The organism is Klebsiella sp. PL-2018 (genome assembly GCF_019048985.1).
In the GTDB taxonomy this organism is placed as follows: Bacteria; Pseudomonadota; Gammaproteobacteria; order Enterobacterales; family Enterobacteriaceae; genus Klebsiella; species Klebsiella michiganensis.
This window is the reverse complement of record NZ_CP077673.1, coordinates 1,978,572-2,004,490: the sequence shown is the minus strand read 5'-3', so window position 1 is coordinate 2,004,490 and position 25,919 is coordinate 1,978,572. Positions and strand designations below refer to the sequence as shown.

The 25,919-nt window shown below is 56.6% G+C and carries 20 protein-coding genes; 1 reads left to right on the top strand and 19 read right to left on the bottom strand.

Going from position 1 to position 25,919, the window contains the following annotated elements:
- Positions 1–38 precede the first annotated feature (38 nt).
- The 7 genes from MKleb_RS09255 to cmoM form a co-directional block, all read right to left on the bottom strand.
- Positions 39–686, bottom strand: a complete 648-nt coding sequence (locus tag MKleb_RS09255) for an MBL fold metallo-hydrolase (RefSeq protein ID WP_014837967.1) — start codon at positions 684–686, stop codon at positions 39–41.
- A gap of 13 nt (positions 687–699) precedes the next feature.
- Entirely contained in the window at positions 700–1,251 is a 552-nt protein-coding gene (locus tag MKleb_RS09250) for a YcbK family protein (protein WP_004130967.1), read from the bottom strand.
- A gap of 300 nt (positions 1,252–1,551) precedes the next feature.
- On the bottom strand, positions 1,552–3,345 hold the full coding sequence (ldtD, locus tag MKleb_RS09245; RefSeq protein ID WP_025107500.1) for a L,D-transpeptidase: 1,794 nt from the start codon (positions 3,343–3,345) through the stop codon (positions 1,552–1,554).
- A gap of 183 nt (positions 3,346–3,528) precedes the next feature.
- On the bottom strand, positions 3,529–7,977 hold the full coding sequence (mukB, locus tag MKleb_RS09240; RefSeq protein WP_025107501.1) for a chromosome partition protein MukB: 4,449 nt from the start codon (positions 7,975–7,977) through the stop codon (positions 3,529–3,531).
- Positions 7,977–8,681 (bottom strand): chromosome partition protein MukE, encoded by a 705-nt coding sequence (gene mukE, locus MKleb_RS09235; protein ID WP_004100725.1) that lies wholly within the window; start codon positions 8,679–8,681, stop codon positions 7,977–7,979. The genes mukB and mukE overlap by 1 nt, the downstream gene beginning before the upstream one ends.
- Positions 8,662–9,984: a chromosome partition protein MukF gene (gene mukF, locus MKleb_RS09230; protein WP_004849491.1), complete on the bottom strand. Its 1,323-nt coding sequence runs from the start codon at positions 9,982–9,984 to the stop codon at positions 8,662–8,664. Before mukF ends, mukE begins: the two co-directional genes overlap by 20 nt.
- Before the next feature lie 3 nt (positions 9,985–9,987).
- Positions 9,988–10,767, bottom strand: coding sequence for a tRNA uridine 5-oxyacetic acid(34) methyltransferase CmoM (gene cmoM, locus MKleb_RS09225; RefSeq protein WP_004849490.1), 780 nt, complete (start codon positions 10,765–10,767; stop codon positions 9,988–9,990).
- Positions 10,768–10,888: 121 nt separating this feature from the next.
- On the opposite strand from cmoM, the gene elyC reads away from it, so the two are divergent.
- Positions 10,889–11,668, top strand: coding sequence for an envelope biogenesis factor ElyC (gene elyC, locus MKleb_RS09220; protein WP_025107502.1), 780 nt, complete (start codon positions 10,889–10,891; stop codon positions 11,666–11,668).
- Here the strand turns inward: elyC and MKleb_RS09215 are convergent.
- The 12 genes from MKleb_RS09215 to serC form a co-directional block, all read right to left on the bottom strand.
- A complete protein-coding gene (locus MKleb_RS09215) occupies positions 11,645–12,538 on the bottom strand; it encodes a YcbJ family phosphotransferase (RefSeq protein ID WP_025107503.1) in 894 nt (297 codons plus the stop codon). The genes elyC and MKleb_RS09215 overlap by 24 nt on opposite strands.
- Positions 12,539–12,679: 141 nt before the next feature.
- Positions 12,680–13,426, bottom strand: a complete 747-nt coding sequence (kdsB, locus tag MKleb_RS09210; RefSeq protein WP_025107504.1) for a 3-deoxy-manno-octulosonate cytidylyltransferase — start codon at positions 13,424–13,426, stop codon at positions 12,680–12,682.
- Complete coding sequence (gene ycaR / locus MKleb_RS09205; RefSeq protein WP_004130952.1) at positions 13,423–13,605, bottom strand: protein YcaR; 183 nt, start codon at positions 13,603–13,605, stop codon at positions 13,423–13,425. Before ycaR ends, kdsB begins: the two co-directional genes overlap by 4 nt.
- Before the next feature lie 52 nt (positions 13,606–13,657).
- Complete coding sequence (locus MKleb_RS09200) at positions 13,658–14,887, bottom strand: winged helix-turn-helix domain-containing protein (protein WP_014837962.1); 1,230 nt, start codon at positions 14,885–14,887, stop codon at positions 13,658–13,660.
- Positions 14,888–14,932: 45 nt separating this feature from the next.
- Positions 14,933–15,913 (bottom strand): tetraacyldisaccharide 4'-kinase, encoded by a 981-nt coding sequence (gene lpxK / locus MKleb_RS09195; RefSeq protein WP_025107505.1) that lies wholly within the window; start codon positions 15,911–15,913, stop codon positions 14,933–14,935.
- On the bottom strand, positions 15,910–17,658 hold the full coding sequence (gene msbA / locus MKleb_RS09190) for a lipid A ABC transporter ATP-binding protein/permease MsbA (RefSeq protein WP_004849478.1): 1,749 nt from the start codon (positions 17,656–17,658) through the stop codon (positions 15,910–15,912). The genes lpxK and msbA overlap by 4 nt, the downstream gene beginning before the upstream one ends.
- A gap of 45 nt (positions 17,659–17,703) precedes the next feature.
- Positions 17,704–19,959 (bottom strand): ComEC family protein, encoded by a 2,256-nt coding sequence (locus tag MKleb_RS09185; RefSeq protein ID WP_025107506.1) that lies wholly within the window; start codon positions 19,957–19,959, stop codon positions 17,704–17,706.
- A 215-nt stretch (positions 19,960–20,174) separates the two neighbouring features.
- Positions 20,175–20,462, bottom strand: coding sequence for an integration host factor subunit beta (ihfB, locus tag MKleb_RS09180; protein WP_004100704.1), 288 nt, complete (start codon positions 20,460–20,462; stop codon positions 20,175–20,177).
- A 150-nt stretch (positions 20,463–20,612) separates the two neighbouring features.
- Positions 20,613–22,286: a 30S ribosomal protein S1 gene (rpsA, locus tag MKleb_RS09175; protein ID WP_004100702.1), complete on the bottom strand. Its 1,674-nt coding sequence runs from the start codon at positions 22,284–22,286 to the stop codon at positions 20,613–20,615.
- A gap of 137 nt (positions 22,287–22,423) precedes the next feature.
- Entirely contained in the window at positions 22,424–23,107 is a 684-nt protein-coding gene (gene cmk, locus MKleb_RS09170) for a (d)CMP kinase (RefSeq protein ID WP_004849475.1), read from the bottom strand.
- A gap of 292 nt (positions 23,108–23,399) precedes the next feature.
- Positions 23,400–24,683: a 3-phosphoshikimate 1-carboxyvinyltransferase gene (gene aroA / locus MKleb_RS09165; RefSeq protein WP_004849473.1), complete on the bottom strand. Its 1,284-nt coding sequence runs from the start codon at positions 24,681–24,683 to the stop codon at positions 23,400–23,402.
- A gap of 73 nt (positions 24,684–24,756) precedes the next feature.
- The gene (gene serC, locus MKleb_RS09160) at positions 24,757–25,845 is read right to left on the bottom strand and encodes a 3-phosphoserine/phosphohydroxythreonine transaminase (protein ID WP_004849472.1); all 1,089 of its coding nucleotides are present in this window, start codon (positions 25,843–25,845) and stop codon (positions 24,757–24,759) included.
- Positions 25,846–25,919 lie beyond the last annotated feature (74 nt).

The following is a 25,919-nucleotide window of genomic DNA, read 5'->3' as shown; positions in this document are numbered from 1 at the left end:
AGGCCGCATGTGCGGCCTTTTTTATATGCTGGCTTCGGTCACCAGACCGGCATTTCATCCTGCAGGAATGGGTTGTGCAGACGCTCATAGCCAAGGGTCGACATCGGTCCATGACCCGGAATAAACGACACGTCATCGCCCAGCGGCAACAGCTTGCGCTTAATCGCATCGATCAGTTGGCTATGGTCGCCGCGAGGGAAGTCGCTACGCCCTACTCCGCCTTTAAAAATCACATCGCCAGAAATCAACAGTCGGGAAGCAGGATCGAAGAAGACCACGTGCCCCGGCGTATGGCCTGGGCAGTGCAGCACCTGTAGGGAAATATTCCCCACGCTGACCGTATCGCCTTCGTTCAGCCAGCGATCCGGCTGCAGCGGCTGGCAATCTTCCAGACCGAACATCCGGCTCTGCGCCGGTAGTCCTTCCAGCCAGAACTCATCTTCTTTTTCCGGCCCAATAATCGGCACGCCATAATGTTGTGCCAGCTCCGCCGCCGCACCAACGTGATCGAGATGACCGTGCGTGAGCAGAATCTGCATCAGGCTAACGCCTGCCGCCGCGACTTCCTGTTTGATTCGCTCAGCATCACCGCCGGGATCGACCAGCGCCGCCAGTTTGGTTTGTTCACACCAGATTAAAGAACAGTTCTGCGCGAACGCGGTAACCGGAATAATACGATAGTTCATGAGGCTCCTTTCGTTACCAGTGCCGTACTGGCCCGGTATCAATATGCACAAAGTTGCTACGTGGGTAGTATCCTACACCACCTGTGCGCATAGATAACGCGGCTTTGCGAACATTGCTTAACGAAATGCCTTCAATATGAAAATCCATGGCCTGGCCTTTAGTGTGGTAGCTGTGTTTTGCCACACCCCGGCTACGCGCGCGAAGCTCATTATTGGTATCAACAGAACGATAACCGGAAATAAGCTGGACAGGCTTGTTGGTACCAAGTAATCCCTGCAAACGATAGAGTTGATCGAACAAACCGGGATCGATGGACTTAATCTTATTCGCGCGATAATCACGGAAAAAATGATTAAGTCTTGCTAATTCATCCTGAATATAGCCTCTGCCATCGAAAAACTCCGCCTTGAGTGATTCACCGGTATGCAGGTTGTTCAGCGTCAAAATACGCGGTCGGGGGGTCGAGAGGGTGGCAAATGCCGGCGCAGGCAGAATGGCAGCAGCACCGAGCGCGGCTCCACCTAACGCCAGCAGTTTGCGGCGATTAGCGTCAAATTTGTCCATGATAATCAGGTCTACAGGTAAATGAATCGTAATATACTTTTCCCGCAATGCGCCCGTTAGCCGCCAGCACGCGCTCGCTCCCCTACGGCTAATAAATATCAGCTATGGAGAACGGGCTGCTTACTGCCACAGCGCCTTTGCAGGATTATATGTATATGCACTTCTGGCGCACGAAAGGCACCTTACCGGGCATTATTGCCAACGTCAAGGTAGCCTAACCCCAGTAAACTCGGGCCTTGCAGCGTGCAAGGCCCGTTTTCACACAGAGGTAGGACAACCAAATCCGTTGAACTACTTCATTTATCTGATTAATTGTTCAGCTTTAGGTAGAATTTGTGCGCTGGATCGCGCGGTGAGATCGTAATTGTAAATATCTGTTCGATATTGTGTACGTCCATCAGCGCCGACGAACGCGGTCAAATAATAGAGATTAACCGGGATATTCTGGCGAATATTAACGTAGCGGGTATTCCCCTGTTTAAGCGCATCTGAAATACGCGAATCATTCCAGCCAGCATCCTGAAGCAGCATATTGGCCAGTTCTGAGGCTTTATTCACGCGCACGCACCCGGAACTCAGCGCGCGTCCATCACGCTGGAACAGATTGTGATTGGGCGTATCGTGCAAATATATCGCATCTGAACTTGGCATATTGAATTTATAGCGCCCCAGCGAATTGCGCGCGCCGGGAGCCTGCTGGAAGCGGAACGGCAGATTCGATGCGGTTATCGTTTCCCAGTCCACCTGATACGGGTCGATAGTCTCTTTGCTATTCCAGCCGCGCATCATCGTATAGCCGTGCTGCTCAAGATAGCCTGGGTTATTGCGCACCTTCGGCAGAATATCGTTGCGCGCCAGCGTCGGCGGAACGTTCCACGGCGGGTTGACCACAACGTTGTTCAGCGCACTGCTCATCATAGGGGTTTTGCGGTCCGGACGGCCAACGATAACCCGCGATGCCAGCACCTGGCTACCGTCCTGGTAATAGACCAGCGAAAAGGCGGGAATATTCACCATAATTCCGGTCGCCAGATTACCCGGCAGCAGGCGCAAACGCTGGATATTCAATGCCAGCACGCCGGCGCGCTGCGCAGGAGAAACGTTGAGCCAGTCGCGGGTCGCCTGACCAATCACGCCGTCTGCGCCCAGTCCCTGCCACGCCTGGAAGCGCTTAACGCCCTCCACTAACTGGCGATCGTAAACGCCACGGCCGCTGCTTTTGGCCTTTTTCCCGGCGGACGGACTCACCACCTCATCGCCGGGCAACGAAATTTTTGCCGCGTCATCCAGCATACCGGTGCGCTGTAAAATTTCGCGCAGCGCGCCGGCATCGTTGCTCCATTCCCCCGGGCGCAGCGACGTCTTACCGGTGAGCTGCGGCCAGGGACGGGAATCGGCAACCTGAGCTAATAGCGCCTGATGCATTGCGGCATACTGCGGATGCTGCGGAGCCAGACTCGAAATAAACTGCGGCAGCGAACCGTTATCCAGCGCCACCTGCCACTGGTTAATCACCGACAGAGGCGGCGTCGACATGGCATACGGTTTCGTGCCATACAGCCAGCGGTTGCCCTGAGTCGGAATACCGCTAATAAAATGCAGATAGCCCATCATGGCGTCAGACAGAACGACATCCCGCGCCAGACCGTTCACTGCCGGGTCGGTCAACAGCTCAACCCAGGTGGTGAACTGCGGCTGAAAACCGGCGATAGCGACCTCAGCCAGCTGTTGTTGAAACGCCTGCACCGCCTCGCGGTTATCCCACATCGGTTTCATATCCCTGGCCGCATACAGCGATACCAGCGGATTCATAAATACGGGTTGATAACCGGACGGCAGTACCGCCTGAATCCCGGCGCGGCTCTTCGCTGCCGCATCGGCAGAAAGCGCCTGCTCGCCGGCCATTTGAGCGACCGCCGCGGATTGGTTTGCGCTTTGGCTTAGCGCGGAAGAGAGCTCGCTGATGGTGGCAGAGCTATCCGATGGTACCACTTCAGGCTCTTCAGCCTGGACATTGAACAGTGGAGCAAATGCAAACGCCAGGCTCAGGCTGAGCGCAGACAATTGACGACCATACCGTTTCTTTAGCAACATCCCTTGCCCCCTGTTAACACATTGCTGCCCGCTAAAATGGGGCTTACTTTCAGTATATGAAGACGAAAACGCTTTTGCCTTCCCAAATGTAAAGAAGTTAAAAGATTATACAATCCTAAAGTACAGGAACGGATAACAAAAAGGGCGACATCGCGTCGCCCTTTGGCTGGTTATTGTACCATCCTATGAAGCATTTGCCGTTCCCGGCAGCGTTTCGGGCAGCTGCGGTGCGAAGCCACGCAGCCCGACGACGTGCACGTGCTCGTGATTATTCACGACCTTACGCACCAGCTTATAGGTGGTACCTTTTTCCGGGCTGATATTTTCCGGCGCCGCGATAATCAGCTGCATCTCCAGACGATCGCAGAGCTCGAACAGCGTCGCGATAGAGCGAGCATCCAGACGCGCCGCTTCATCAAGGAACAGTAGACGACACGGCGAAATGTCCTTACCGCGCAGGCGCATGGATTCATCTTCCCAGCTCTGTACCACCATCACCAGAATCGACATCCCGGTACCGATAGCCTCACCGGTCGATAGCGCACCGGATTCCGCGCGCAGCCAGCCGTCAGAACCACGGTTAACTTCCACTTCCATCTCCAGATAGTTGCGGTAGTCCAGCAGCTCTTCACCGATGGTCTGCGGCGTACGCTGCCCCATATCAATCTGCGGATTGAGGCGCTGATACAGCTTCGCCAGCGCTTCCGAGAAGGTCAGACGATTGCTGTTAAACAGGTCCTGATGCTGTTCATGCTGTTCTGACAGCACGTCCAGCAGCATCGAGTGGGTTTCCCGCACGTTGACGTTCAGACGCACGCTGTTGACCTGGCCGAAGGAGACGCTCTGCAGCCCCTGGTTGAGCATACGAATACGGTTTTGCTCGCGCTGGATAGTCTTGCGGATAATATTGGCCACGCTGCGGGAGCTGATGGCCAGCTTCTGCTCGCGGTTGGTCAGCTCTTCCGTCAGACGGCTGAGTTCGATCTCCATCTGCTCAATCGCTTCCACCGGATCGTCGGTGCGGATGATATCCTGGCGAATACGCTCGCGCAGATGCTGATAAACGGCGACAAAGAACTGGATTTTACGCTCCGGGCGTTTCGGATCTTCAGAAATACGCAGTACATCGCGCAGGTGTTCGTTATCCGAGACCGCCAGACGCAGCGCGCCGAGCGCCTTATCCGACATCGAGCGCAGTTCATCTGCCGAAAGGTAGGCCAACTCGCGACGATGCAGGCGACGCTCCACGCCGTTGTCTTTCACCAGGCGCATGACCGCACACCAGCCGGCTTTAGCGCTGACCACCTGTTCGCGCATTTCGCAGTAATCGCGCTCCAGCTTGCGCAGCCTGCGGGTCAGGTTATCCATTTCCGCTTCGCAGAAGGTCAATGCTTTTTCGAGCTGGTTCCGCCGCGCGCGGTTGTTGCTGAGCTGAGCATGAAGCTCATCGCGGCGCAGACGAGCACGCTCTTCGGCGCCGGCGTCGGCGCGCACGCCAATGTCCTGAAGCTCTTTATGCAGGTCGTTGAGCAGCTCTTTCTTGGTGTCGTAGGAGCTTTTCAGCGATGCCAGCACCTGGTTGTACTGATTGAGCTGCGCGGCGTGGGTACGCAGCGCTTCGCGGGTACGGGCGCGCTCCGCCTCAGCCTGCTCCAGACGCTGGCGCAGCTTCTCGTTCAGATCGCTATTACCGCTCAGCATCTCTGCGGAATCGGAGTAGCTAAAGTGGGCGCGACGCTGCACCACTTCGGTCAGCGCAAATGCCTGCTGACGCGCGTCGCGCTGAGTCTGCTGCGAATAGGCGTAATCTTCTTTCAGCTGTTCAAACTGCTCCGGGTCGCTTTGAAGCACGGAAACGATCGGCTCCAGTTTTGCCAGCTGATTCCCATGCTGCTGGACGAAGCGCGCGGCTTCCTGCGCTTCGTCAAGGCGTTCCTGGATCTCATCCACGCGATCGGCCAGCGAGTCATCGGCCAGCAGATTCAGACGCGGCAGCAGGCGGTTGAGTGCGGATACGCCCTCTTTTGCCTGCTCATACTGCACCCGGTTCTGCTGGTTATCGCTCTCATGGGCGGTCAGCGCCCGCTCCAGTTCGCCGCGACGCGTATTCAGTTTACGGATTTCTTCTTCCGGGTCGTCCTCAAAGGCCACCGCAAGATGGTTGCCGATAAAGCGGCTGAACGCCTGATGGAGGCGCTGGGTTTTCTGCACATCAAACGACAGGGTCGCAAAGCGCTCGGACAGGCTTTCGCGCTCGGCGTGCAGCGTTTCAACGCGGCTTTCACGCGCGGCGCGGCCAAACAGCGGCAGCGTCGGGAAGCGTGAATAGCGCCACTGACGATCGGCAATCTTAACGACCACCGCTTTTTCCAGCTCATCGACGCTGAATACGCTGTCATCAAACGACTGCGGATCGCCCTCGATCAGGTAGAGATCTTCGGGACAATCTTCGAGACCTTCCAGCTGATCGGCAATCAGCGACAGATCCGGTACCACAATGGCGTGGCGGGAAGGACCGTAGAGCGCGGAGTAATACGGGGCATCATCGAGACTCACGTCATCGTAGATTTCCGACAGCAGTACGCCGCCAAAACGTTCCGCCAGCGCGTTCAGGCGCTGATCTTCTGAACCGCCCGGCTGGCTAAGACGCTCAATTTCATCGTCGATAGCGCGCTTGCGGGCCCCGACTTCATCGCGCTCCACGATAGCTTCGCGTTCACGCTCCAGCAGCTGCTGGAGATATTCGGTGACGTCCTGGCTTGACTCAAACTGCTCGCCGCTCTGCTCGCACAGCTGATTGAGGCTGTTCTGCGCCGCCAGCCAGATGGGCGCGCGGCGCATCAGCGTTTGCGTCCGCGACTGCAGCTGTTCCAGCTCCTGACGCAGGGTCATCCGCCGTTCGCTGGCGGTGGAAACGCTGTCGGAAAGGGATGCGATGCGGGCTTCCAGCTCCTGGTGCAGGGCTTCCAGCTCGTCGATATCGTAGCGTTTGCCCTGGCGCTTACAGAACTCATTGAGCTGGCGTTCGGCATCCTGCTGTTCACGCAGACGCTGTTCAAGCTCCGTCAGACGACTGCGCAGCCCGTGCGCCTGTTCGGCCTGATGACGTTGATTAACGCCTTCGCGCAGCAGGTCGCGCGCCACGTTCCAGGCTTCATTACGCGCCAGCGGGCCGTTGATCTCCACCACCAGCTGGTAAGCCTGTTCAAACTGGCTGTGCGCGGTTTGCGCCACGCTCATCTTCTGTTCCAGCGACAGCATTTTCTCCGTCGCTTCCTGCTCTTTCGCCTGGAAAGTTTCCAGCCACTCGTCGGCGCTCTCCGGCGTTAAATCCGGCAGATGGCAGAGGGCTTTTGCCCGCTCCAGCGCCTGCAGCGCCTGGGTGTACTGAATCGCGCGAGTCTGCTGCACGTCCAGCGCCTGCTGATAGTCGGCAAGCTGGTTTTTCAGCTCATCCACTTCCAGCTCGGCGGCTTCGGCGCGGGCTTCGTTCTCTTCCTGCTGGTCAACCGCTTCCGCGACGACTTCATTTTGCTCTTCGAGGCGAATCTGCAGTTCATCAAGATCCGCTTCATAGCGCTCGATTTTTTCCTGCTGGCGCAGAGCGGTCTGCACCAGGTTCAGATGGTCGCTGGCGGCCTGATAATCGGCTTCCAGATCGCCTTCCGCGCCGTTATGTTCCTGCAGCTCGCGGGCCATATCGACGTGTTTATACTGTTCCGCCGCGAGCTGAGCGCGGGAGGTGAACAGATCGCGACGATACTCCAGCGCCTTGTCGAGATGAATGCGTCGCTCGTTAGCGTGACGCATATAGTCGGCGGCAACGTAGTTGGTGGCTTCGCTGATCAGATGCTTGAACAGGTCGCGGTCCGACTGCGTCACGCGGATAGCTTCCAGCGTCATGCGGTTTTCACGCAGCGCCGCTTCCATATCCTGGAACGCCTTACGCACGCCGCCGTTTTCCGGCAACAGGTAGTCGCGCAGCGAGCGGGTAATGGTGCTCGAAATACCGCCGTACAGCGAGGCTTCGATCAGGCGATAGTATTTGCTACGGTCCGAAGCCGAACGCAGGCGGCGAGCCACCACGCCCAGATCGAACATCAGCGAGTGATACTCGGTAATAGAGTTAAACTGCTTGAACTGCACCCCTTCCATCGCTTCGAGCTTATCTTTCAGCTCGTTGAGCGTCACCACGCGCGCCTGGCGCTCGTTAAGGGTTTCGGTCAGCAGCTGAGTTGGCTGGATGGAGGTTGGCAGGCCCTGGATCGCAAAAGGCTTGATATCGACTTTACGATCGCGACCGGCGACCTGCTGTAGACGAACGCCGACCACCACGCGCTGGTGGCGGGAGTTGATCACGTCCAGCACGGAGTAGCAGACGCCAGCGCGCAGCTTACCGTGCAGGCCTTTATCGCGCGAGCCGCTGGTCGCCCCCGCTTCCGTGGTGTTACGAAAGTGCAGCAGCGTCAGGTCCGGGATCAGTGCGGTGACGAAGGCGGCCATGGTCGTGGATTTACCGGCACCGTTACCACCGGAAAGCGTGGTCACTAATTCATCGAGATCAAAAGTACGGGCAAAAAAACCGTTCCAGTTAACCAGCGTCAGCGAGCGAAACTTACCGCGTTCAATCATTACTCTTCCTCCCCGCTATCCGGCTGATTCTCTTCATTCTCATCATTAAGCTGCAGGCGATTTTCCAGCGCCATCGCTTCACCGTCGCGGATCATACGCAGCTGGGCTTCGCGCGGATCGTCACCGGCGCGCACGTCGGCGCCGAAGCGAAACACCGATTCGGTAATGCGGAATTTGCTGCTGTCATGGCCCATAAACCACACCATGCCGAGGCGGCGCAGGCGGTTGAGCGAAGCGCGCATTTTTTCCTGCAGCTTCTGGCGGTCAAGGTCGGACCCGGTAGAACGGTTATTGACCAGCTTGAGCAGCTTGGCTTCGTCTGCGAGGGTCAGCAGCTCGTCGTAAAGCTCCTGCTGAGTGAAGATGCCCTCGTTGGCCAGACGCTCCGGGCTGAGGTAGAGATAGCAGAGAATTTTACCCACCATCATATCCAGCTCGGAGAGCACCGAGCGCGGGATCAGCGTGGTCGACCGCGGGCGCAGATAGAAAAAACCCTCCGGCGCGCGAATCAGCTCGACGTTGTAGCGAGCATAAAACTCTTCCAGGTAATCCTGAAAATCCATTAAAAATGCGTGATTATCCAGCTCGTCAAGGCCGATATGACGGCCCGCGCGCAGGGCGCTATCCAGCGCCGGAAATAACGGATTAGCCAACGCTTGCGCCAGTTTAACCGGCATCACTTGTTCAATATTTGTCGATGACATGCGCCTGTACCTTGGCTCCGTAATCATTAATCGGCTGCCATTTTGCCGGCAGTCCGGTGAAATCTGCTTGCGCTACGCCCAAACGTACCGCCTGGTCGACCACAATACGCGCGACGTCAAAGTGGCGCGCGCGCGGATACTGCGACAGATATTCGCGTACCACCAGGCCAAGATCCAGCGGCAGTCCCTTCTCTTTATAGACCACCAGCTGTCCTTCAATCAGCGCCGCCAGCTGTTCGCGAATTTCGTTAAACTCTTCGTACTCCAGATCCGTTGGAAGTTCCCCGGTAACCTCTTCATCATGCAGCGCCATCTCTTCATCGCGCATATCCAGCAGACGATCGGCATTCGCATGGGTGAGCGCCCAGGGGGCGTCGAAGTAGGTTTGCACCGACTGACGCAAACGCTGTGCGAAGACGCGGTTTTTATCCATATCAATGGCGGTACGGATAAATTTATGCACGTGGCGATCGTAGCCGATCCACAGGTCAATCGCCTGCTGCCCCCAACTGACGATACGGTCCAGCTTGCTTTGCAGATCGAACACCAGACGATCGATAAAATTCAGATCGTCGCGCGCCATGGTCGAATCCTGGATACGCAGCAGGTTTGCCTGCAGCTTATCGCCCGCCGCGTCCAGGGTATCCTGCAGTTCCCGCAGGGTGCCGGACGTTTCCGACAGCAGCAGCTCGCAGCTGGAGATCGCCGCCCGCCAGTCTTTATTCAGCAGCTGGGCAATATCATCTTTCACCAGCTGCTGCTGCTCATCCATGATTCGCTGAGTCAGGTCAATGCTGTCAAAGATTTCCGCTACCGAGTACTTCAGCGGAGCGAAAACGTTACGATGCCAGTGGAACTCATCGCCGCCCTCTTCTGCCGAGTCGGCGGCGCGCTTGAGTTCGCCGGCAACGATGGAGAGCTGCATCGACAGTCGCAGGGTGGAGAACTCGCGCTGGCGAATATAGTAGTCGGTGATCCCAATGCCCAGCGGCGTCAGGCGATAAATAGCGTTACCCTCGGTGATTTCGCTGGTAAAGCGGTTCAGCAGACGCTGGCGCACCATATCGTTAATGGCATTATTGGCGCGCTGGCTGATGGTTTCGCTGGTCTGCTCAAACGCATCACTCACGTGGCGGAACGCATCCACCAGTTCTCCCTCGGTCATTTCCCCTTCCATCCGCTCGCCGTTCAGCGTGGCAATCGCCAGCAGAAAAGAGAGTCTGTCGACCGGCAGCGAAATAGAAAAATCATTTTTCCTGGCCCAGGCAACCAGTTCGGGGACTGTCTGGGAAAATTCACTCATAGTTTATCCTTGCATCTGCGGCTTAAGCGCGGTGACGTGAATATAACGGCCTAAGCTAATATACGGCTCCTGGCGACAGTAGCGCGTTTCCAGCTCCAGCAGCGCCGCAAATTTATCGTGCTGTTGGTGTTTTTCACGCAGATAATCATGAAACACCCGCACGCCGGTCTTGCCGGTAATCTGCCAGCCAATCTCTTCCAGCCAGCCGTAAACCTGCTGCGGATCGCGCGGATAGTCCGGCGACAGCGTGCGTTTTTTCTTTTTCGGCATGCCGATTTGCACATAGTCGAGATTTCCGGCGACCATATTGTGCATCAACAGACCGTTAGCATTGTAGAACATCAGCGACAACGCGCCGCCGGGGCGCAGCATCGACCAAAGGGTACGCAACATCGCCTGTGGTTCGGCTATCCACTCCAGCACCGCATGAAACAGTATCAGATCGACCGGACTTTCCAAATGCTGCTCAATATCCTGAGCCGCGCATTGTACAAAATGCATGTTGTCGATCACACCTTTATCGGCTGCCGCCTGCCGGGCACGAGCCACCATTTCACCAGAGAGATCGCATAACGTGACGTGATGCCCCATTTCCGCCACTTTGATCGCCGTCTGCCCTTCGCCGCCGCCCGCGTCAAGAACTCGCAATGGCCCAGGCCCCAGCCGGTCCAGCAGCGGTTGCAGATCCTGCCAGAGGATCGCCTGCCGCAGCTGGCCTTTGGTGGTGCCGTATATATTGCGCGAAAACTTTTCAGCAATATCATCGAAATTACGATCCTGCACGGGTGACTCCACACGCCAACACAAAGCCGCTATTTTGTCATACCCGCGCGGAGAATGAAGCGATCTGTTGTAAGATCCGGGCATATCTTTGGTTATATGGTTAAAAAAGGAACCGTACGGCATGCTTTTTACGCTGAAAAAGGTTTTAGGCGGTATGATGCTGCCGCTTCCCCTGCTGCTGCTGCTCATTGCGTTCGGCATAGCCCTGCTGTGGTTTAGCCGTTTCCAGCGTACCGGCAAGCTCTGCGTCAGCCTCGGCTGGCTGCTGTTACTGCTGTTGAGCCTGCAACCGGTCGCCGATAGCCTGCTCAAGCCAATTGAAGATAAGTACCCGACGTGGCGAGGTGAAAAACGCGTGCAGTACGTGGTCGTGCTTGGCGGAGGCTACACCTGGAACCCGGACTGGGCGCCCAGTTCCAATCTCATCAATAATAGCCTGCCGCGGCTGACGGAGGGGATCCGCCTGTGGTATGAAAATCCGGGCTCGAAACTCATCTTTACCGGCGCAGCGGCAAAAACAAATCCGGTCAGTACGGCAGAAGCCGGGGCCAGAGTGGCAGAGAGCCTGGGCATACCGCGCAGCGAAATCCTTGTTCTGGATAAACCCAAAGATACCGAAGAGGAAGCCGCTGCGGTGAAGATGGCGATAGGCGATGCGTCGTTCCTGCTGGTCACCTCCGCCTCTCATCTGCCGCGGGCGATGATTTTCTTTCGCCGCGCCGGGCTAACTCCCCTGCCCGCGCCGGCCAACCAGCTGGCGATTGAGTCACCGCTTAACCCGTGGGAGCGGGCAATTCCTTCGCCCGTCTGGCTTATGCATAGCGATCGGGTGGGTTACGAAACGTTAGGCCGCATCTGGCAGTGGCTAAAAGGTTCTTCAGGCGAGCCAGGGCAGGATTGACTTTGCCGCCAGGTCAAACCGGACGCGGTCAAAGCGTCCGGTATTCACCAGATTATCCACTTCGTCCCACAGCAGATACAGCCAGCGCCGCCAGAGAAACGCTTCCGCCACCGGCGCCCGGCGCAGATAGTGCCACAGCAGCTCCTCTTCCTGACCGCTCTCGGCCAGACGGAAAAGCTCGTATTCCCGCGGCGCCCAGAGCATCATGCCCGGCCCCACCATCGCCAGCAGCTGATCGCTGCGCGGATCTTTAAGCATGCTGCGCAGCGTGAAGCTACCGTGTACCAGCACGCAGTTATCATTGAAACCTTTAAACAAATCCATAAGGCATTCGCGCGTGCGGAACAGGATGCGTTTGTCCCGCATCGTCAGGCCGGTATCCTGATAAAGATTCAGCGTACTCCATAGCACCTCCACGCGCTGGCGGTACCAGTAGGGCCAGAGATTTTCCTGAGTGCTATCGACCATCCCGACGCAGCCGCCGCTATCCTGACGATGCCAGGCCAGCAGCGCTTCCACGATCTGCTCCTGCAGCTGCTCCCAGCGCTCCGGCGTGCGGGCGGGGGCTTCAACCGAGACGCCGCGCAGTCGTTCAATCAGCAGTACATCGGGACCCGGATGCTCGTCGTGCGTCATCACGCCGTAGACAACCGGCATACGGACGGTGCCGCTTCGCGCCAGGGTTGATATCTTCCACGCCAGCTGACGCGCCACGCCCGGCGTCGTAAAGCTGCGCGCCAGCAGCGGCATTGGGTTTCCCTGCGCATCATATAGCGACCACAGCGCCGACGACGGTTTCTCGCTGACGCACTCCACGCGGCTTAGTTTTTCACCCAGCAGGTGGCTCAGCTCGGTACGCAACTGTTCCATTTCTGATTACCCCTATGAATACTACCGGTTTCATAATGAGCGCCTGGGCCGGGGTTGTCATCGGGTGAGATCAAAATTGACGTAAAAAAGTATGGAATAACAGCCTGGGGATATCCCCTCCTGGCGGAGGGGATGGGGGGATTAACGCAGCTCCGCGCGAACGCGCTCCAGATCTTCCGGCGTATCGACACCTGTACCGGGAACCACTTCCGCCACCGCGACATGGATTTTCTCGCCATACCACAGCACGCGCAGCTGCTCGAGCATCTCTATTTGCTCCAGCGGGCTCGGCGCCCAGCTCACATAGCGACGAATAAAACCGGCGCGATAGCCATAAATACCGATATGACGCAGCAGCGAATCACCGATAGCCTCGCGGGATTTAGCGAAACGATCGCGATCCCACGGAATGGTGGCGCGGGAAAAATAGAGCGCGTAGCCCTCAGCATCCATGACGACCTTCACCGCATTTGTATTAAACGCCTCTTCCGCATCGTGGATTGGCACCGCTAAGGTTGCCATACCACTGGTGCTGGCAGCCAGATTCTCGGCTACCTGGCGCACGATCGCGGGCGGGATCATCGGCTCATCGCCCTGAATATTCACAATGATGGTGTCATCGCTGAAGGCGCATTTTTCAACCACCTCGGCCAGGCGTTCGGTGCCTGACTGATGATCTTCACGGGTCATGCAGACTTCACCGCCGGCGGCTTCCACCGCGCGGGCCACGTCTGGATGGTCGGTAGCAACGATAATCCGCTCGGCCCCGGATTCGCGAGCGCGTTCCAGAACATGGACAATCATCGGCTTGCCGTTGATATCCTGGAGCGGTTTCCCTGGCAGGCGGGTAGAAGCAAAGCGCGCGGGGATAATAACAACGAAACTCATGACTGGCTCTCTTCTACAGGAAGCGGGCGAGCTTCGGTTTCCAGCAGTACGGGAATGCCTTCACGCAGCGGAAAAGCCAGGCGATCAAGTTTGCAGATCAGTTCTTGCTTATCCTGGCTGTAATACAGCTTACCATTACAAACCGGACAGGCGATAATTTCAAGTAAACGGTGATCCATGATTCCTCCAGATGGACCGAATAGATTCTTCAGCAGCATATCACACGTGGGCTCAGGCAGCGTCAATTTCCCAACCCTGTTGCCGCCCGGCAAAAAGTTCCGCCGGCAGCTTCCCGCAGCTCACCCGCGTGGCGTCCTGCCAGAGGGCAAAATCATCAATGGCACGTTTTAGCCCGCTCTCCAGGCCCGACGTCACCTTGACGCCCTCCTCCAGCCACAGGGCGATAATTTCCAGAACGCCGGTTTTGCGGTGCATTTTGCTATCCATTCTGCCAACCAGTCTCCCCTGGTGCAGCAGCGGTAATACGAAATAGCCATACTGCCGTTTCGGCGCGGGCGTGTAGCACTCCAGGCGATAGGTAAAGTTAAACAGCTGTTCCGCTCGTTTGCGATCCCAGACTACCGGATCGAAAGGCGAAAGCACCGCGCTGCGGCTGGCGGCGAGCCTACCGCCGGGAGAAGATTCCAGCAGCGCCAGAGCATCACGGTGGAGCCACATTTCGCCCAGCGCTTCAACGTTAACCGGCACCACCAGCCCCTCCTCCTGCCAGCTCGCCAACAGTAGCGGCAGCGGGGGCTGACGCAGACGATAATAATCCGCCAACCACTGCGCGCGAAAAACCCCCAGGCTGCGAGCACTATTACGTAACATCATGGCTTCAGCCTGCTCCTGAGAGAGCCCGTCGCGCTCATCGTCCCAGTCCGGCATGACCCGCTGCGTCAGATCGTAAACGCGCTGAAAATTACGCCGCTCGATAACCATCACTTCACCGGCGGTGAATAAGCCTTCAAGATGGCGCTTATGCGGTTTCCACTCCCACCATCCGCTGGCGCCTTTGCGCGGATGCTCGAAGTCGGCCGAGCGAACCGGGCCATTTTCGGCTATATGCGCCAACAGCGCCTGAATGCCCTCGGCGTGTTCGGTCATCCACGCTTTGTGATATTTCCAGCCCATTTTATCCGGCGTCAGCATGCGGTGACGCACCAGTGAAAAGTCGCTGCGCGGTAAAAAGCAGGCTTCGTGCGCCCAGTACTCCATCAGCTCGCCGGCGCGGAGCGCCTCGTCCAGCCAGCGCTGCGGATAGTGGCCGAGGCGGCTGAACAGCACCAGATAAGGACTGCGCGCAACAACGTTGATGGTATCGATTTGCAGCAGGGACATCTGCTTAATGGTTTGCAGAATATCCCCGGGCTTTGCGCGGCGACGGGGCTTTTTTAGCAGCCCCTGAGCGGCAAGGTGAAGATGGCGGGCTTCTTTAAGCGAGAGGGACAATACCGGCATGCAGCTTCTCCGTTAAGGGTTCCGGCGCAAGCGGTGATACGACGATTAGCGTTGCGCCAGGGTAACTAAGTCCGTGAGCAACCGCTGCGCGCGTTGGTCAGTCATTATCGCGTCGACCGGAAGATACCACCAGTTTGCCTGAGCAAATTCGCGGCACTTCACCGCATCTTTTTCGGTCATCAGCAGGGTTTGCTGCGGCGTCGCCAGCGCGGCGACTGCGCTCTGCGCCAATGCCTGATGATCGGCTAAGGCGACGGTTTTTACCGGACTGACGCCGCAGCTTTCAAGGGTGGCGAAGAAGCGCGGCGGGTGGCCGATTCCGGCCATCGCCACCACGTTGTCCAACGCCGCCGCATCCCGGCGTTCGCCGGTCAGCAGATTTACCGCCTGCCCGGGGCGAAGCTGCATCGGGATCTCTCCCGGACGGGCGAGACCGCCGTTAACGATAACCGCATCCACGCTGCGTAAACGCGAAGCGCGCTCGCGCATGGGGCCGGCAGGCAGCCACCAGCCGTTGCCAAAACGGCGCACGCCGTCAATCACCACTATTTCTTTGTCGCGCGCCAGCTTATAGTGCTGCAGGCCATCATCTGTGACGATAAGCTGAAGATCGTGGGCGGCGAGCAGGGCCTGTACCGCATCGCTGCGTACCGGCGAGACGGCAACCGGCGCGCCGGTACGCTGGTAAATCAGCACCGGCTCATCGCCCGCTTCCGCTGTGGGGGTAGCCGTATTCAGCAGCAGCGGATAGCTCACCGCTTTACCGCCGTAGCCGCGTGAAACGACGCCAACGCGAATACCGCGCTGCTGGAGCTGTTCCACCAGCCAGACGACAACCGGCGTTTTACCATTACCGCCCGCGGTCAGATTACCCACCACCACCACCGGCACCGGCGCTCGCCAGGCTTTTTGCCAACCGAGTTTATAGCTCAGCCGTATCAACCCGCTCACCAGGCCATAGAGCCAGGAGAGCGGAAGCAGCAGCCGCCATAAGGGCGACTCACCGGACCAGATGCGTGCAATCATGCGCCGAACTGCATCTTATGCAGCTGGGCGTAAACGCCCTTGTGCTCAAGCAGGTCGGTATGGCTGCCGCGTTCAACGATCTGGCCATCTTCCACCACCACGATCTCGTCGGCCTGCTCAATCGTCGACAGACGGTGGGCAATCACCAGCGAGGTGCGGTTTTTCTGCAGTTCGTCCAGCGCCGCCTGAATAGCGCGTTCCGATTCGGTATCCAGCGCCGACGTGGCTTCGTCGAGGATCAGTATCGGGCTGTTACGCAGCAGGGCGCGAGCGATAGCGATACGCTGGCGCTGACCGCCGGAAAGCATAACGCCGTTTTCCCCGATAATCGTATCCAGGCCATTGTCCATTTTGTTGATAAAGTCCATGGCATAAGCCATACGAGCGGCTTCTTCTATCTGCTCGCGGCTGTACTCTTCAGTACGCGCGTAGGCGATGTTATTCGCTACGGTATCGTTAAAGAGATGAACGTTTTGCGACACCAGCGCAACCTGATCGCGCAGGGAGCTCAGGGTGTATTCACGCAGGTCGTGGCCGTCCAGTAAGATCTGCCCATCATCGACATCGTAGAAACGCGTAATCAGGCTGGCGATGGTCGACTTACCCGAACCCGAGCGCCCTACCAGCGCCACGGTTTTCCCTTCCGGAATATTCAGGTCTATATTGCGCAGCGCGGCGACTTCACGTCCCGGGTATCTGAAGGTGACGTTTTTAAATTCGAGGTTGCCCTTCGCGCGTTCGATAACCCGCGTGCCTTCATCTTTCTCCTGCTCGGAGTCAAGGATAGCGAAAAGCGTCTGGCAAGCGGCCATCCCGCGCTGGAACTGCGCGTTGACGTTAGTCAGTGATTTCAGCGGGCGCATCAGGGCGATCATTGAAGAGAAGACAACGGTGATGGTACCCGCCGTCAGCGTCTCCATTACGCTCGGGAAGCTGGCAGCATAAAGCACGAAAGCCAGGGCCAGAGAGGCGATCAGCTGAATAATCGGGTCAGAAATTGACGACGCGGAGACCATTTTCATCCCCTGCAGGCGCATTTTATTGCTGACTTTATCAAAACGTTTGGTTTCGACGGCCTGACCGCCAAACATCAGCACTTCTTTATGCCCTTTCAGCATCTGCTCTGCGCTGGTCGTCACCTGGCCCATGGTGTTCTGCATATTCTTGCTGATATTACGAAAACGCTTCGAGACCACGCGAATCGCAATAGACACGATCGGCGCCAGCACGATCAGAATCAATGACAGCTGCCAGCTGTAATAAAACATCATCGCGAAGAGGCCAATAATCGACGCGCCTTCGCGCACAACGGTAATCAGCGCGCTGGAGGAAGAAGACGCGACCTGCTCGGAATCATAGGTAATACGCGATAGCAGCGTCCCTGTGGACTGTTTGTCAAAGAAGGCAACCGGCATCCCCATCATGTGGCTGAATAAACGACGGCGCATCGTCATCACGACCTTGCCGGAAACCCAGGAGATACAGTAGCTCGAAACGTAGCTGGTAATGCCGCGCAGAACCATCAACCCGATCACCACCAGCGGCATCCATATCAGCACCGAGCGATCCGTTTTACCAAAACCATCATCCAATAACGGTTTAAGAAGCGATAGCATGAAGGTATCACTAGCCGCGTTAAGCACTAACGCTACCGCTGCCACGATTAGCCCGGGTTTAAACGGCGCTATAATCGGCCAGAGTCGGCGGAAGGTCTGCCACGTGGAGAGATCTTTATCGTTCTGCATTCAATAAACCAGCTTGTGTTGAAATAGCCGCATATTCTACCCGTTCTACGCCTTCCCGCCAAACCACTGATGATACCATCGCGGTAAAACTTGATCCCGTAAGCCATGGATTTGCCAGCTATCCGGAGAAAAAACCACCGTAATTTGCCCCTGATGCGGCGTGTCGAACCACTGATAGCTCTGTTTTCGGTAGCGCTGAATCACTTTGGTTGATGGCATGCGCCATGCGTTATAGCGCGAAGCGGAAGCCAGCGCAGCTTCTCCGCCAACGCTCCGCAGCAGGGCGATTCCCGACGAGGTATTACTGCCGTGGTGGGGGACCTGGATAAGTGTAGACGTAAGATGTTGCCAGTAGCGGCTAATCATCGCCCGTTCCGCGGGCGTTTCGATATCCCCGGTCAGCAGAATACTATGTTTACCGTCATCAATACGCACCACGCACGAGCGATTATTCCCCTGCGCTGTCGCTCCGGGCAGCGGCCAGAGCGCGCGAAAGGTTAAACCCCGCCACTGCCAGGTTTCTCCGCGCTGGCAGGCTAAATGACCCGCCCAGCCTAAAGGGCTTCGCACCCATATCAGGGGCCACGCCTTTAACACCGAATTTAGCCCGCCGCGGTGATCGAGATGCTCGTGGCTGAGAACGACGCCTTCAAGCTGCAAATGATGCCAGCGTAGCCAGGGAATAATGATCTGCTGACCGCTGTCTCCCTCGGGCCAGGCCAGGCCGGTATCATAGAGAAGCGCCGCGCCCTCGCGTTCAATCACCATTGCCAGCCCCTGCCCGACATCCAGCATGGTGACTCGCCATTCGTTAGCAACCGTACTCCGCCAGAAGGGCCAGCTCAATAGCCCAAGAAATGCTAAACAAAACGCGGGCAGCGTGCGCCACGCATGAAAACGCCAGACGATTAACGCCAGCCACGGCAGCAAGCTTATCCCAAGCCAGCGCGCATCCAGCGCCAGCCAGCCGGGCGGTAGCTGTCGTAAGAACCAGAATAGCGCGGCCAGAACACGGTCCGCCGACTGCCAGACCGCCATCTCAATGATAAACGGCGCGCAGAGGTGTAAAAACATCGCGGTCAGAATTAGCGGGACAACGACAAAGGTCACCAGCGGCACGGCAATCAAGTTGGCCAGCACGGACGTCAGGCTGATGCCGTGAAAAAGTGCGATCTGTAGAGGAGCAAGTAAAAACATTAAACCGATCTGCAGATGACATAACGCAAGGCTTTGACGCAGTAGCCCGCTCCTTTTGCCGCCCGGCATCGGCGCCAGCTGATACCAGAAGATAAGCGCCGCAACGGCAAACGCGGAAAGCCAGAGGCTTTCGGACAACACCGCCAGCGGATCGGCAAACAGTATTGCGCCAATGCAGCAGACCCATAGCTGCCATGGCGACCAGCGTTTTCCGGATAGCCGCAGCGCGCAGCCGGCGGCCAGCGCGACGCAGGTGCGCAACGCGGGTGGCTGCATGCCGGTCAGCCCGGCGTAAAAAATCGCGCTCGCCAGGCCAACGAGCAGCGGCGCCCGCCAGCCAAGCCAGCGGCACGGGAGAAAAAACTGCACACCTCTGAGCAGCAACCAGCCCAATGAAGCCCCTAGCGCGATATGTAAGCCAGAAATCGCCATCAGGTGCGATGTCCCGGTTTCCTGCATCAGGGTCTTTATCTCGCGCGGTATCGCCAGACGCTCCCCCATGCCTAACCCTAGCATCACCGATTGCCACGGCAACGCGTTCAGCGTTTGATTCAGCGAAGCAAGATAACGCGCCCGCAAACTACAGGTCCGCACCCGAACGTCAGCGGTGATAAAGCGTCCGGTTAACGGACGATGCTGCGACAATGCACGACGCTGGCTATCAAACCCGCCATCGTTGAGCTGTCCGTGTACCGGACGCGCGCGCAGCGTCATTGCCCAAACCTGACCTGCGCAGGGCGTTTCTGGCAGGTAGCTGCCGTAGAGGCTAATCCCTGGCGCAGGAAACAGCCGTCGCCCATCCAGACGGATAATCTTCCCCTGATGCGTTGTCTGCCCGTCCGTTGCGGTTAGCTCAACGTCAACCTGGCGATTCCTGTCCGTTAACCTCTCCGTCGGCCACAGTACCTCGCCTGCGCTGAGGGCTCCCCAGACAAAAAACAGCGTTATCAATGCCGCATATTGCGCAGGTCTGCGTCGACATTGCGCAATGAGTAGCGCCAGGGCCATGAGCCCCCAGATAACCCACCGCCCGGGCAGTACTGGCAGCCAGACCAGCGGCAGAATACCGATAATCACACAGCCGGCAAGTTGTGGTAAACGCATTAGCACCTCCCTGTCAGAGGGAGTGTTACGCTAAACGGGGAGAGTGTCGCCAGGCAAGGAAAGGAACTGCGCCGCGCCATCCGCAAAATCTACTGCGTTAACGCAACAGAACCCGCGTTTTGCGAGGTCACTTCAAAGAGAGATTTAAAGGCATAAAAAAAGCACCCGAAGGTGCTTTTTTAACGTTTAAGTATGTTGTCGCCGATCGGCGAAACTTACTCTTCGTAAATATTGGCGCGGTCGCGTAATTCTTTGCCCGGCTTAAAGTGGGGAACGTATTTACCTTCCAGCTCAACTTTATCGCCAGTCTTTGGGTTACGCCCGGTGCGGGGTGCTCGATAATGCAGAGAGAAGCTGCCGAAACCGCGGATTTCAATGCGCTCGCCTTGAGCAAGCGTTGAGGCCATATGCTCCAGCATTTCTTTAACAGCATCTTCCACTGCTTTCGCAGGAATGTGAGATTGCTGGCTGGCAAGTCTTTCTATCAATTCTGACTTGGTCATTATTCCTCCGGTTTCCTTCAAGGCAAAATTAGCTAACAGCTTAAACAAGGGCGGCCGTAGCCGCCCTTTGTGCTTGATTACAGGACGAATCCTGCAATCTGTCAAGTAAACTCGTCGTAATTCAGGTTGTTGTAACCCGAAAGACTAAGATTACTCGCCTTTAGCTGCTTTGAAAGCTTCAGCCATTGCGTTGTTGGAGAAGTTTGCATCTTCCTGTTTGTTAACAGTTGCGATTGCATCTTTCTCGTCAGCTTCGTCTTTCGCACGAACAGAAAGGCTGATTGCGCGGTTTTTACGATCAACGCCGGTGAATTTAGCTTCAACGTCGTCGCCAACGCTCAGAACCAGAGTTGCATCTTCAACGCGGTCACGGGAAGCTTCAGAAGCGCGCAGGTAACCTTCAACGCCGTCAGCCAGCTCTACGGTTGCGCCTTTAGCGTCAACTGCAGTGACTTTACCGTTTACGATTGCGCCTTTCTTGTTCAGTGCAACCCAGTTGTTGAACGGATCTTCTGCGAGCTGTTTAACGCCCAGAGAGATACGCTCGCGCTCTGCGTCAACCTGCAGAACAACTGCTGCGATTTCGTCGCCTTTTTTGTATTCACGAACTGCTTCTTCGCCTGCAACGTTCCAGGAGATGTCAGACAGGTGAACCAGGCCATCGATGCCGCCGTCCAGGCCGATGAAGATACCGAAGTCAGTGATAGACTTGATTTTACCTTCAACACGGTCGCCCTTGTTGTGGGTTTCCGCGAACTGCTGCCATGGGTTGTTTTTGCACTGCTTCAGGCCCAGGGAGATACGGCGACGTTCTTCGTCGATATCCAGAACCATAACTTCCACTACATCGCCAACGTTAACAACTTTGGACGGGTGGATGTTTTTGTTGGTCCAGTCCATTTCGGAAACGTGAACCAGGCCTTCAACGCCTTCTTCGATTTCAACGAAGCAGCCGTAGTCGGTCAGGTTGGTCACGCGACCGGTCAGTTTGGTACCTTCCGGATAACGCTTAGCGATAGCTACCCACGGATCTTCGCCGAGCTGTTTCAGGCCAAGAGATACACGAGTACGTTCGCGGTCGAACTTCAGCACTTTAACAGTGATTTCGTCGCCAACGTTTACGATTTCGCTCGGATGCTTAACGCGTTTCCATGCCATATCGGTAATGTGCAGCAGGCCGTCAACGCCGCCCAGATCAACGAATGCACCGTAGTCAGTGAGGTTCTTAACGATACCTTTAACTTCCATGCCTTCCTGCAGGTTTTCCAGCAGCTGATCGCGCTCTGCGCTGTTTTCGGATTCGATAACGGCACGACGAGAAACAACAACGTTGTTACGTTTCTGGTCCAGCTTGATGACTTTGAATTCAAGCTCTTTGCCTTCCAGGTGCAGCGTATCGCGCACCGGACGAACGTCTACCAGGGAGCCCGGCAGGAACGCACGAATACCATTCAGCTCAACAGTGAAGCCACCTTTAACTTTGCCGTTGATAATACCGACTACAGTTTCAGCGTCTTCGTAAGCTTTTTCCAGCGTGATCCAAGCTTCGTGACGTTTAGCTTTCTCACGGGACAGCAGGGTTTCACCGAAGCCGTCTTCTACTGCATCCAGAGCAACGTCAACTTCGTCACCAACCTGGATTTCCAGCTCGCCCTGGGCGTTTTTGAACTGCTCTGCCGGAATGGCAGACTCAGATTTCAGACCGGCGTCAACCAGTACTACGTCTTTGTCGATAGCAACAACAACACCACGAACGATGGAACCCGGACGGGTTTCGATTGTTTTTAAGGATTCTTCAAATAGTTGAGCAAAAGATTCAGTCATGTTTAATCTTCAGGTTTCATATTTAACGTCCACCTGGCTCCATGCCGGATGGGGTTGTTTAACATACCCGCTAACACTCCATTGCTGCGGGGGTACTGCTATAATTCGGAGGCTGTTGTGCTTTATCGATAAGACGATTAAGCGGAAGCCAGTTTTTCGCGCGCATAGTGTAGCGCTTTTTCAATCACTTGCTCAATGTTTAGTTCTGTTGAATCAAGAACTAAAGCATCGGCAGCCGGGATCAGCGGCGCGACTGTACGATTGCGGTCGCGATCGTCGCGCTCTTTTATCTCGGATAAAAGGCGATCAAAGTTAACACTAAAGCCCTTCTCCTGCAACTGAAGCATGCGGCGATGAGCACGTTCCTCCGCGGAGGCGTCAAGGAAAATTTTCACCTGCGCATCAGGGAATACGACGGTGCCCATATCGCGTCCGTCGGCAATCAGGCCTGGCAATTCGCGAAAGGCCCGCTGGCGGCGCAGCAACGCTTCACGCACGCGGGGAAAAGCCGCTACTTTAGAGGCCGTGTTGGCAACATCCTGAGTGCGAATCTCAGCGCTAACGTCCTCCCCCTCCAGTACCACTTCCAGGCTACCGTTAGTGGAGACAAAACGAACATCCAGGTGCGCAGCCAGCGGCACCAGCGCCTCTTCGGATTCAACATCCACATGATGATGTAGCGCAGCGAGAGCAAGCACGCGATAAATCGCCCCAGAGTCGAGCAGATGCCAGCCCAGCGTTTCTGCCATTGCCTTGCATAAGGTGCCTTTGCCCGCACCGCCAGGCCCATCAATGGTGATTACCGGAACTGTTGCCGTCATCTTTTTCTCCTTCAGCAAGGCGCATCAATATATAAACGCCGCGCATTATACGCATCTCTTCGACGGAAAGTGAGCATTGCTTGTAAATTACGGATAACAGGAAATCTCCTGTGGAAGAATTGTGCAATTATAGCGGGCTGACAGAGCAACAGCCCGGAAGATGATGCCGTTTTACCGTTAATCTGCGGCGATGCCAGCGCGAATGTACTGCGCCAGGGCTTGCCGGTTTAACTCGCGGGCATAAAAAAACGCCGACACGATGGCCGGCGTTTTTACCTTAAACGCGCGTTATTCAGGCCAGCGTACTGATTCGCGCCAGCTGCTCAAAGTAGTCCGGGAACGTTTTCGCCGTACATTTCGGGTCAAGGATGGTGACCGGCGTATCGGAAAGCGCCACCAGCGAGAAGCACATTGCCATACGGTGGTCGTTATAGGTGCCGATCTCAGCAAACTGGAGCTTCGCGGGCGGAGTAATGCGGATGTAATCCTCCCCCTCTTCCACCTCTGCCCCCACTTTACGCAGCTCCGTGGCCATCGCAAACAGGCGATCGGTCTCTTTGACACGCCAGTTATAGATGTTGCGCAGCGTCGTGGTGCCCTTCGCGAACAGGGCCGCCGTGGCGATGGTCATCGCCGCATCCGGAATATGATTCATATCCATATCGATGGCGTTCAGTTCACCATGGGTGCAGGCAATGAAGTCATCGCCCCAGGTGACGGTTGCGCCCATTTTTTCCAGCACATCGGCAAAACGGATATCGCCCTGGACGCTGTTGCGGCCAATACCGGTGACTTTCACCGTTCCGCCCTTAATTGCGCCGGCGGCGAGGAAGTAGGATGCCGAGGAGGCATCGCCTTCAACCAGGTAGTCGCCCGGCGAGCGGTAGTGTTGATTGCCGCGTACGATAAAACGCTGGTAAGACTGATTTTCAACCTCAACGCCAAAGGTTTTCATCAGGTGCAGCGTAATATCAATATAAGGTTTGGAAACCAGATCGCCTTTAATCGCGATGACGGTATCCTGAGGCGCCAGTGGGGCGGTCATCAGGAGCGCGGTCAGAAACTGGCTGGAAACGCTGCCGTCCACTTCAACCTGGCCGCCGCTGAAACCGCCGCGCAGGCGCAGCGGCGGGTAGTTTTCCTGCTCCAGGTAATCAATCTGGGCCCCGCCCTGACGCAGCGCGTCAACCAGGTGGCCAATCGGCCGCTCTTTCATTCGCGGCTCGCCGGTCAGCACAATATCGTTACGGCCTAAACATAACGCCGCCGCCAGCGGACGCATCGCCGTTCCGGCATTACCGAGGAACAGTTCTAATGCTTCAGCCGCCTGCAGAGGGCCGCCGTTGCCGGTGACTTCACAGCGGGTACGATCGGAAGACAGGGTGTAATGAACTCCCAGCGCGCTCAGAGCATTCAGCATGTGGCGTACATCGTCGCTATCCAGCAGGTTGGTCAGCACCGTCGTGCCGCGGGCCAAAGCCGCCAGCAGCAAGGCACGGTTAGAGACACTCTTGGACCCGGGCAGGTTAATCGTGCCATCTACGCGTGCGATGGGTTGTAACGTCAGGGATTCCATTAAACTCAACTCTCAAACAAACAGAATAAAAACCCCGCAGACCGGCTGCGGGGATGAAAAAACGCGGCGGCGATTAACCGTGACGGCGTTCGAAGTCCTGCATAAAATCGGTCAGCGCCTTCACGCCCGCCAGCGGCATGGCGTTATAAATGGAAGCGCGCATGCCGCCCACGACGCGGTGGCCCTTCAGCGCATGCAGACCTGCGGCAAAGGACTCTTCGAGGAACAGTTTATCAAGCGCGCTGTCCGCCAGTTGGAACGGCACGTTCATCCGCGAGCGGTTCGCCGCAGCGACATCGTTGCGATAGAAACCGCTGTTATCGATGGTGCTATACAGCAGGTCGGCTTTCTGCTGGTTGATTTTATCCATAGCGGCAACGCCGCCCTGCTCTTTCAGCCATTTAAACACCAGACCTGACAGGTACCAGGCAAACGTCGGCGGCGTGTTAAACATGGAGTCATTGGCGGATAGGATGGAGTAATCAAGAATCGACGGGCAGGCTACGCTGGCTTTACCCAGCAGATCTTCGCGCACAATAATCAGCGTCAGACCTGCGGGACCGATGTTTTTCTGCGCGCCCGCGTAGATTACGCCATAGCGGCTGACGTCAATTTCACGGGATAAAATCGTCGATGACAAATCCGCCGTGACGACCACATCGTCGCCAAAGTTTGGCGCTTCTTCAATGGCAATACCGTCAATGGTTTCGTTCGGGCAGTAGTGCAGGTAGGCCGCGCCAGGGGTCAGCTGCCATTCGCTCATCGGCTTAACCGCGCGCAGGCCGTCAACGGTGATTTTGGCGTCGATCACGTTGGGCGTGCAGTATTTATGCGCTTCTTTTACCGCGCTGGCCGCCCAGTAGCCGGCATCGACGTAGTCGGCAACGGTTTTATCGCCAAGCAGGTTCAGCGGGATACCGGCAAACTGTCCGCGACCGCCGCCGTGGCAGAATAAAACTTTATAGTTGGAAGGAATATTGAGCAGGGAGCGAAAATCCTGTTCCGCTTCTTCAGCCACCTTAATGAACTCTTTACCACGGTGGCTGATTTCCATCACCGACGTCCCCAAACCGTTCCAGTCGCACAGTTCCTTTTGTGCCAGTTTGAGTACTTCCGCCGGCAGCATTGCCGGGCCTGAACTGAAGTTATAGACCTGAGCCATTTCCCCTCACCACTTACTATGTTATTTACCCGCGAACCGTCGCGGGCATAAGTTATTCCTGTGGCTATCGGTTT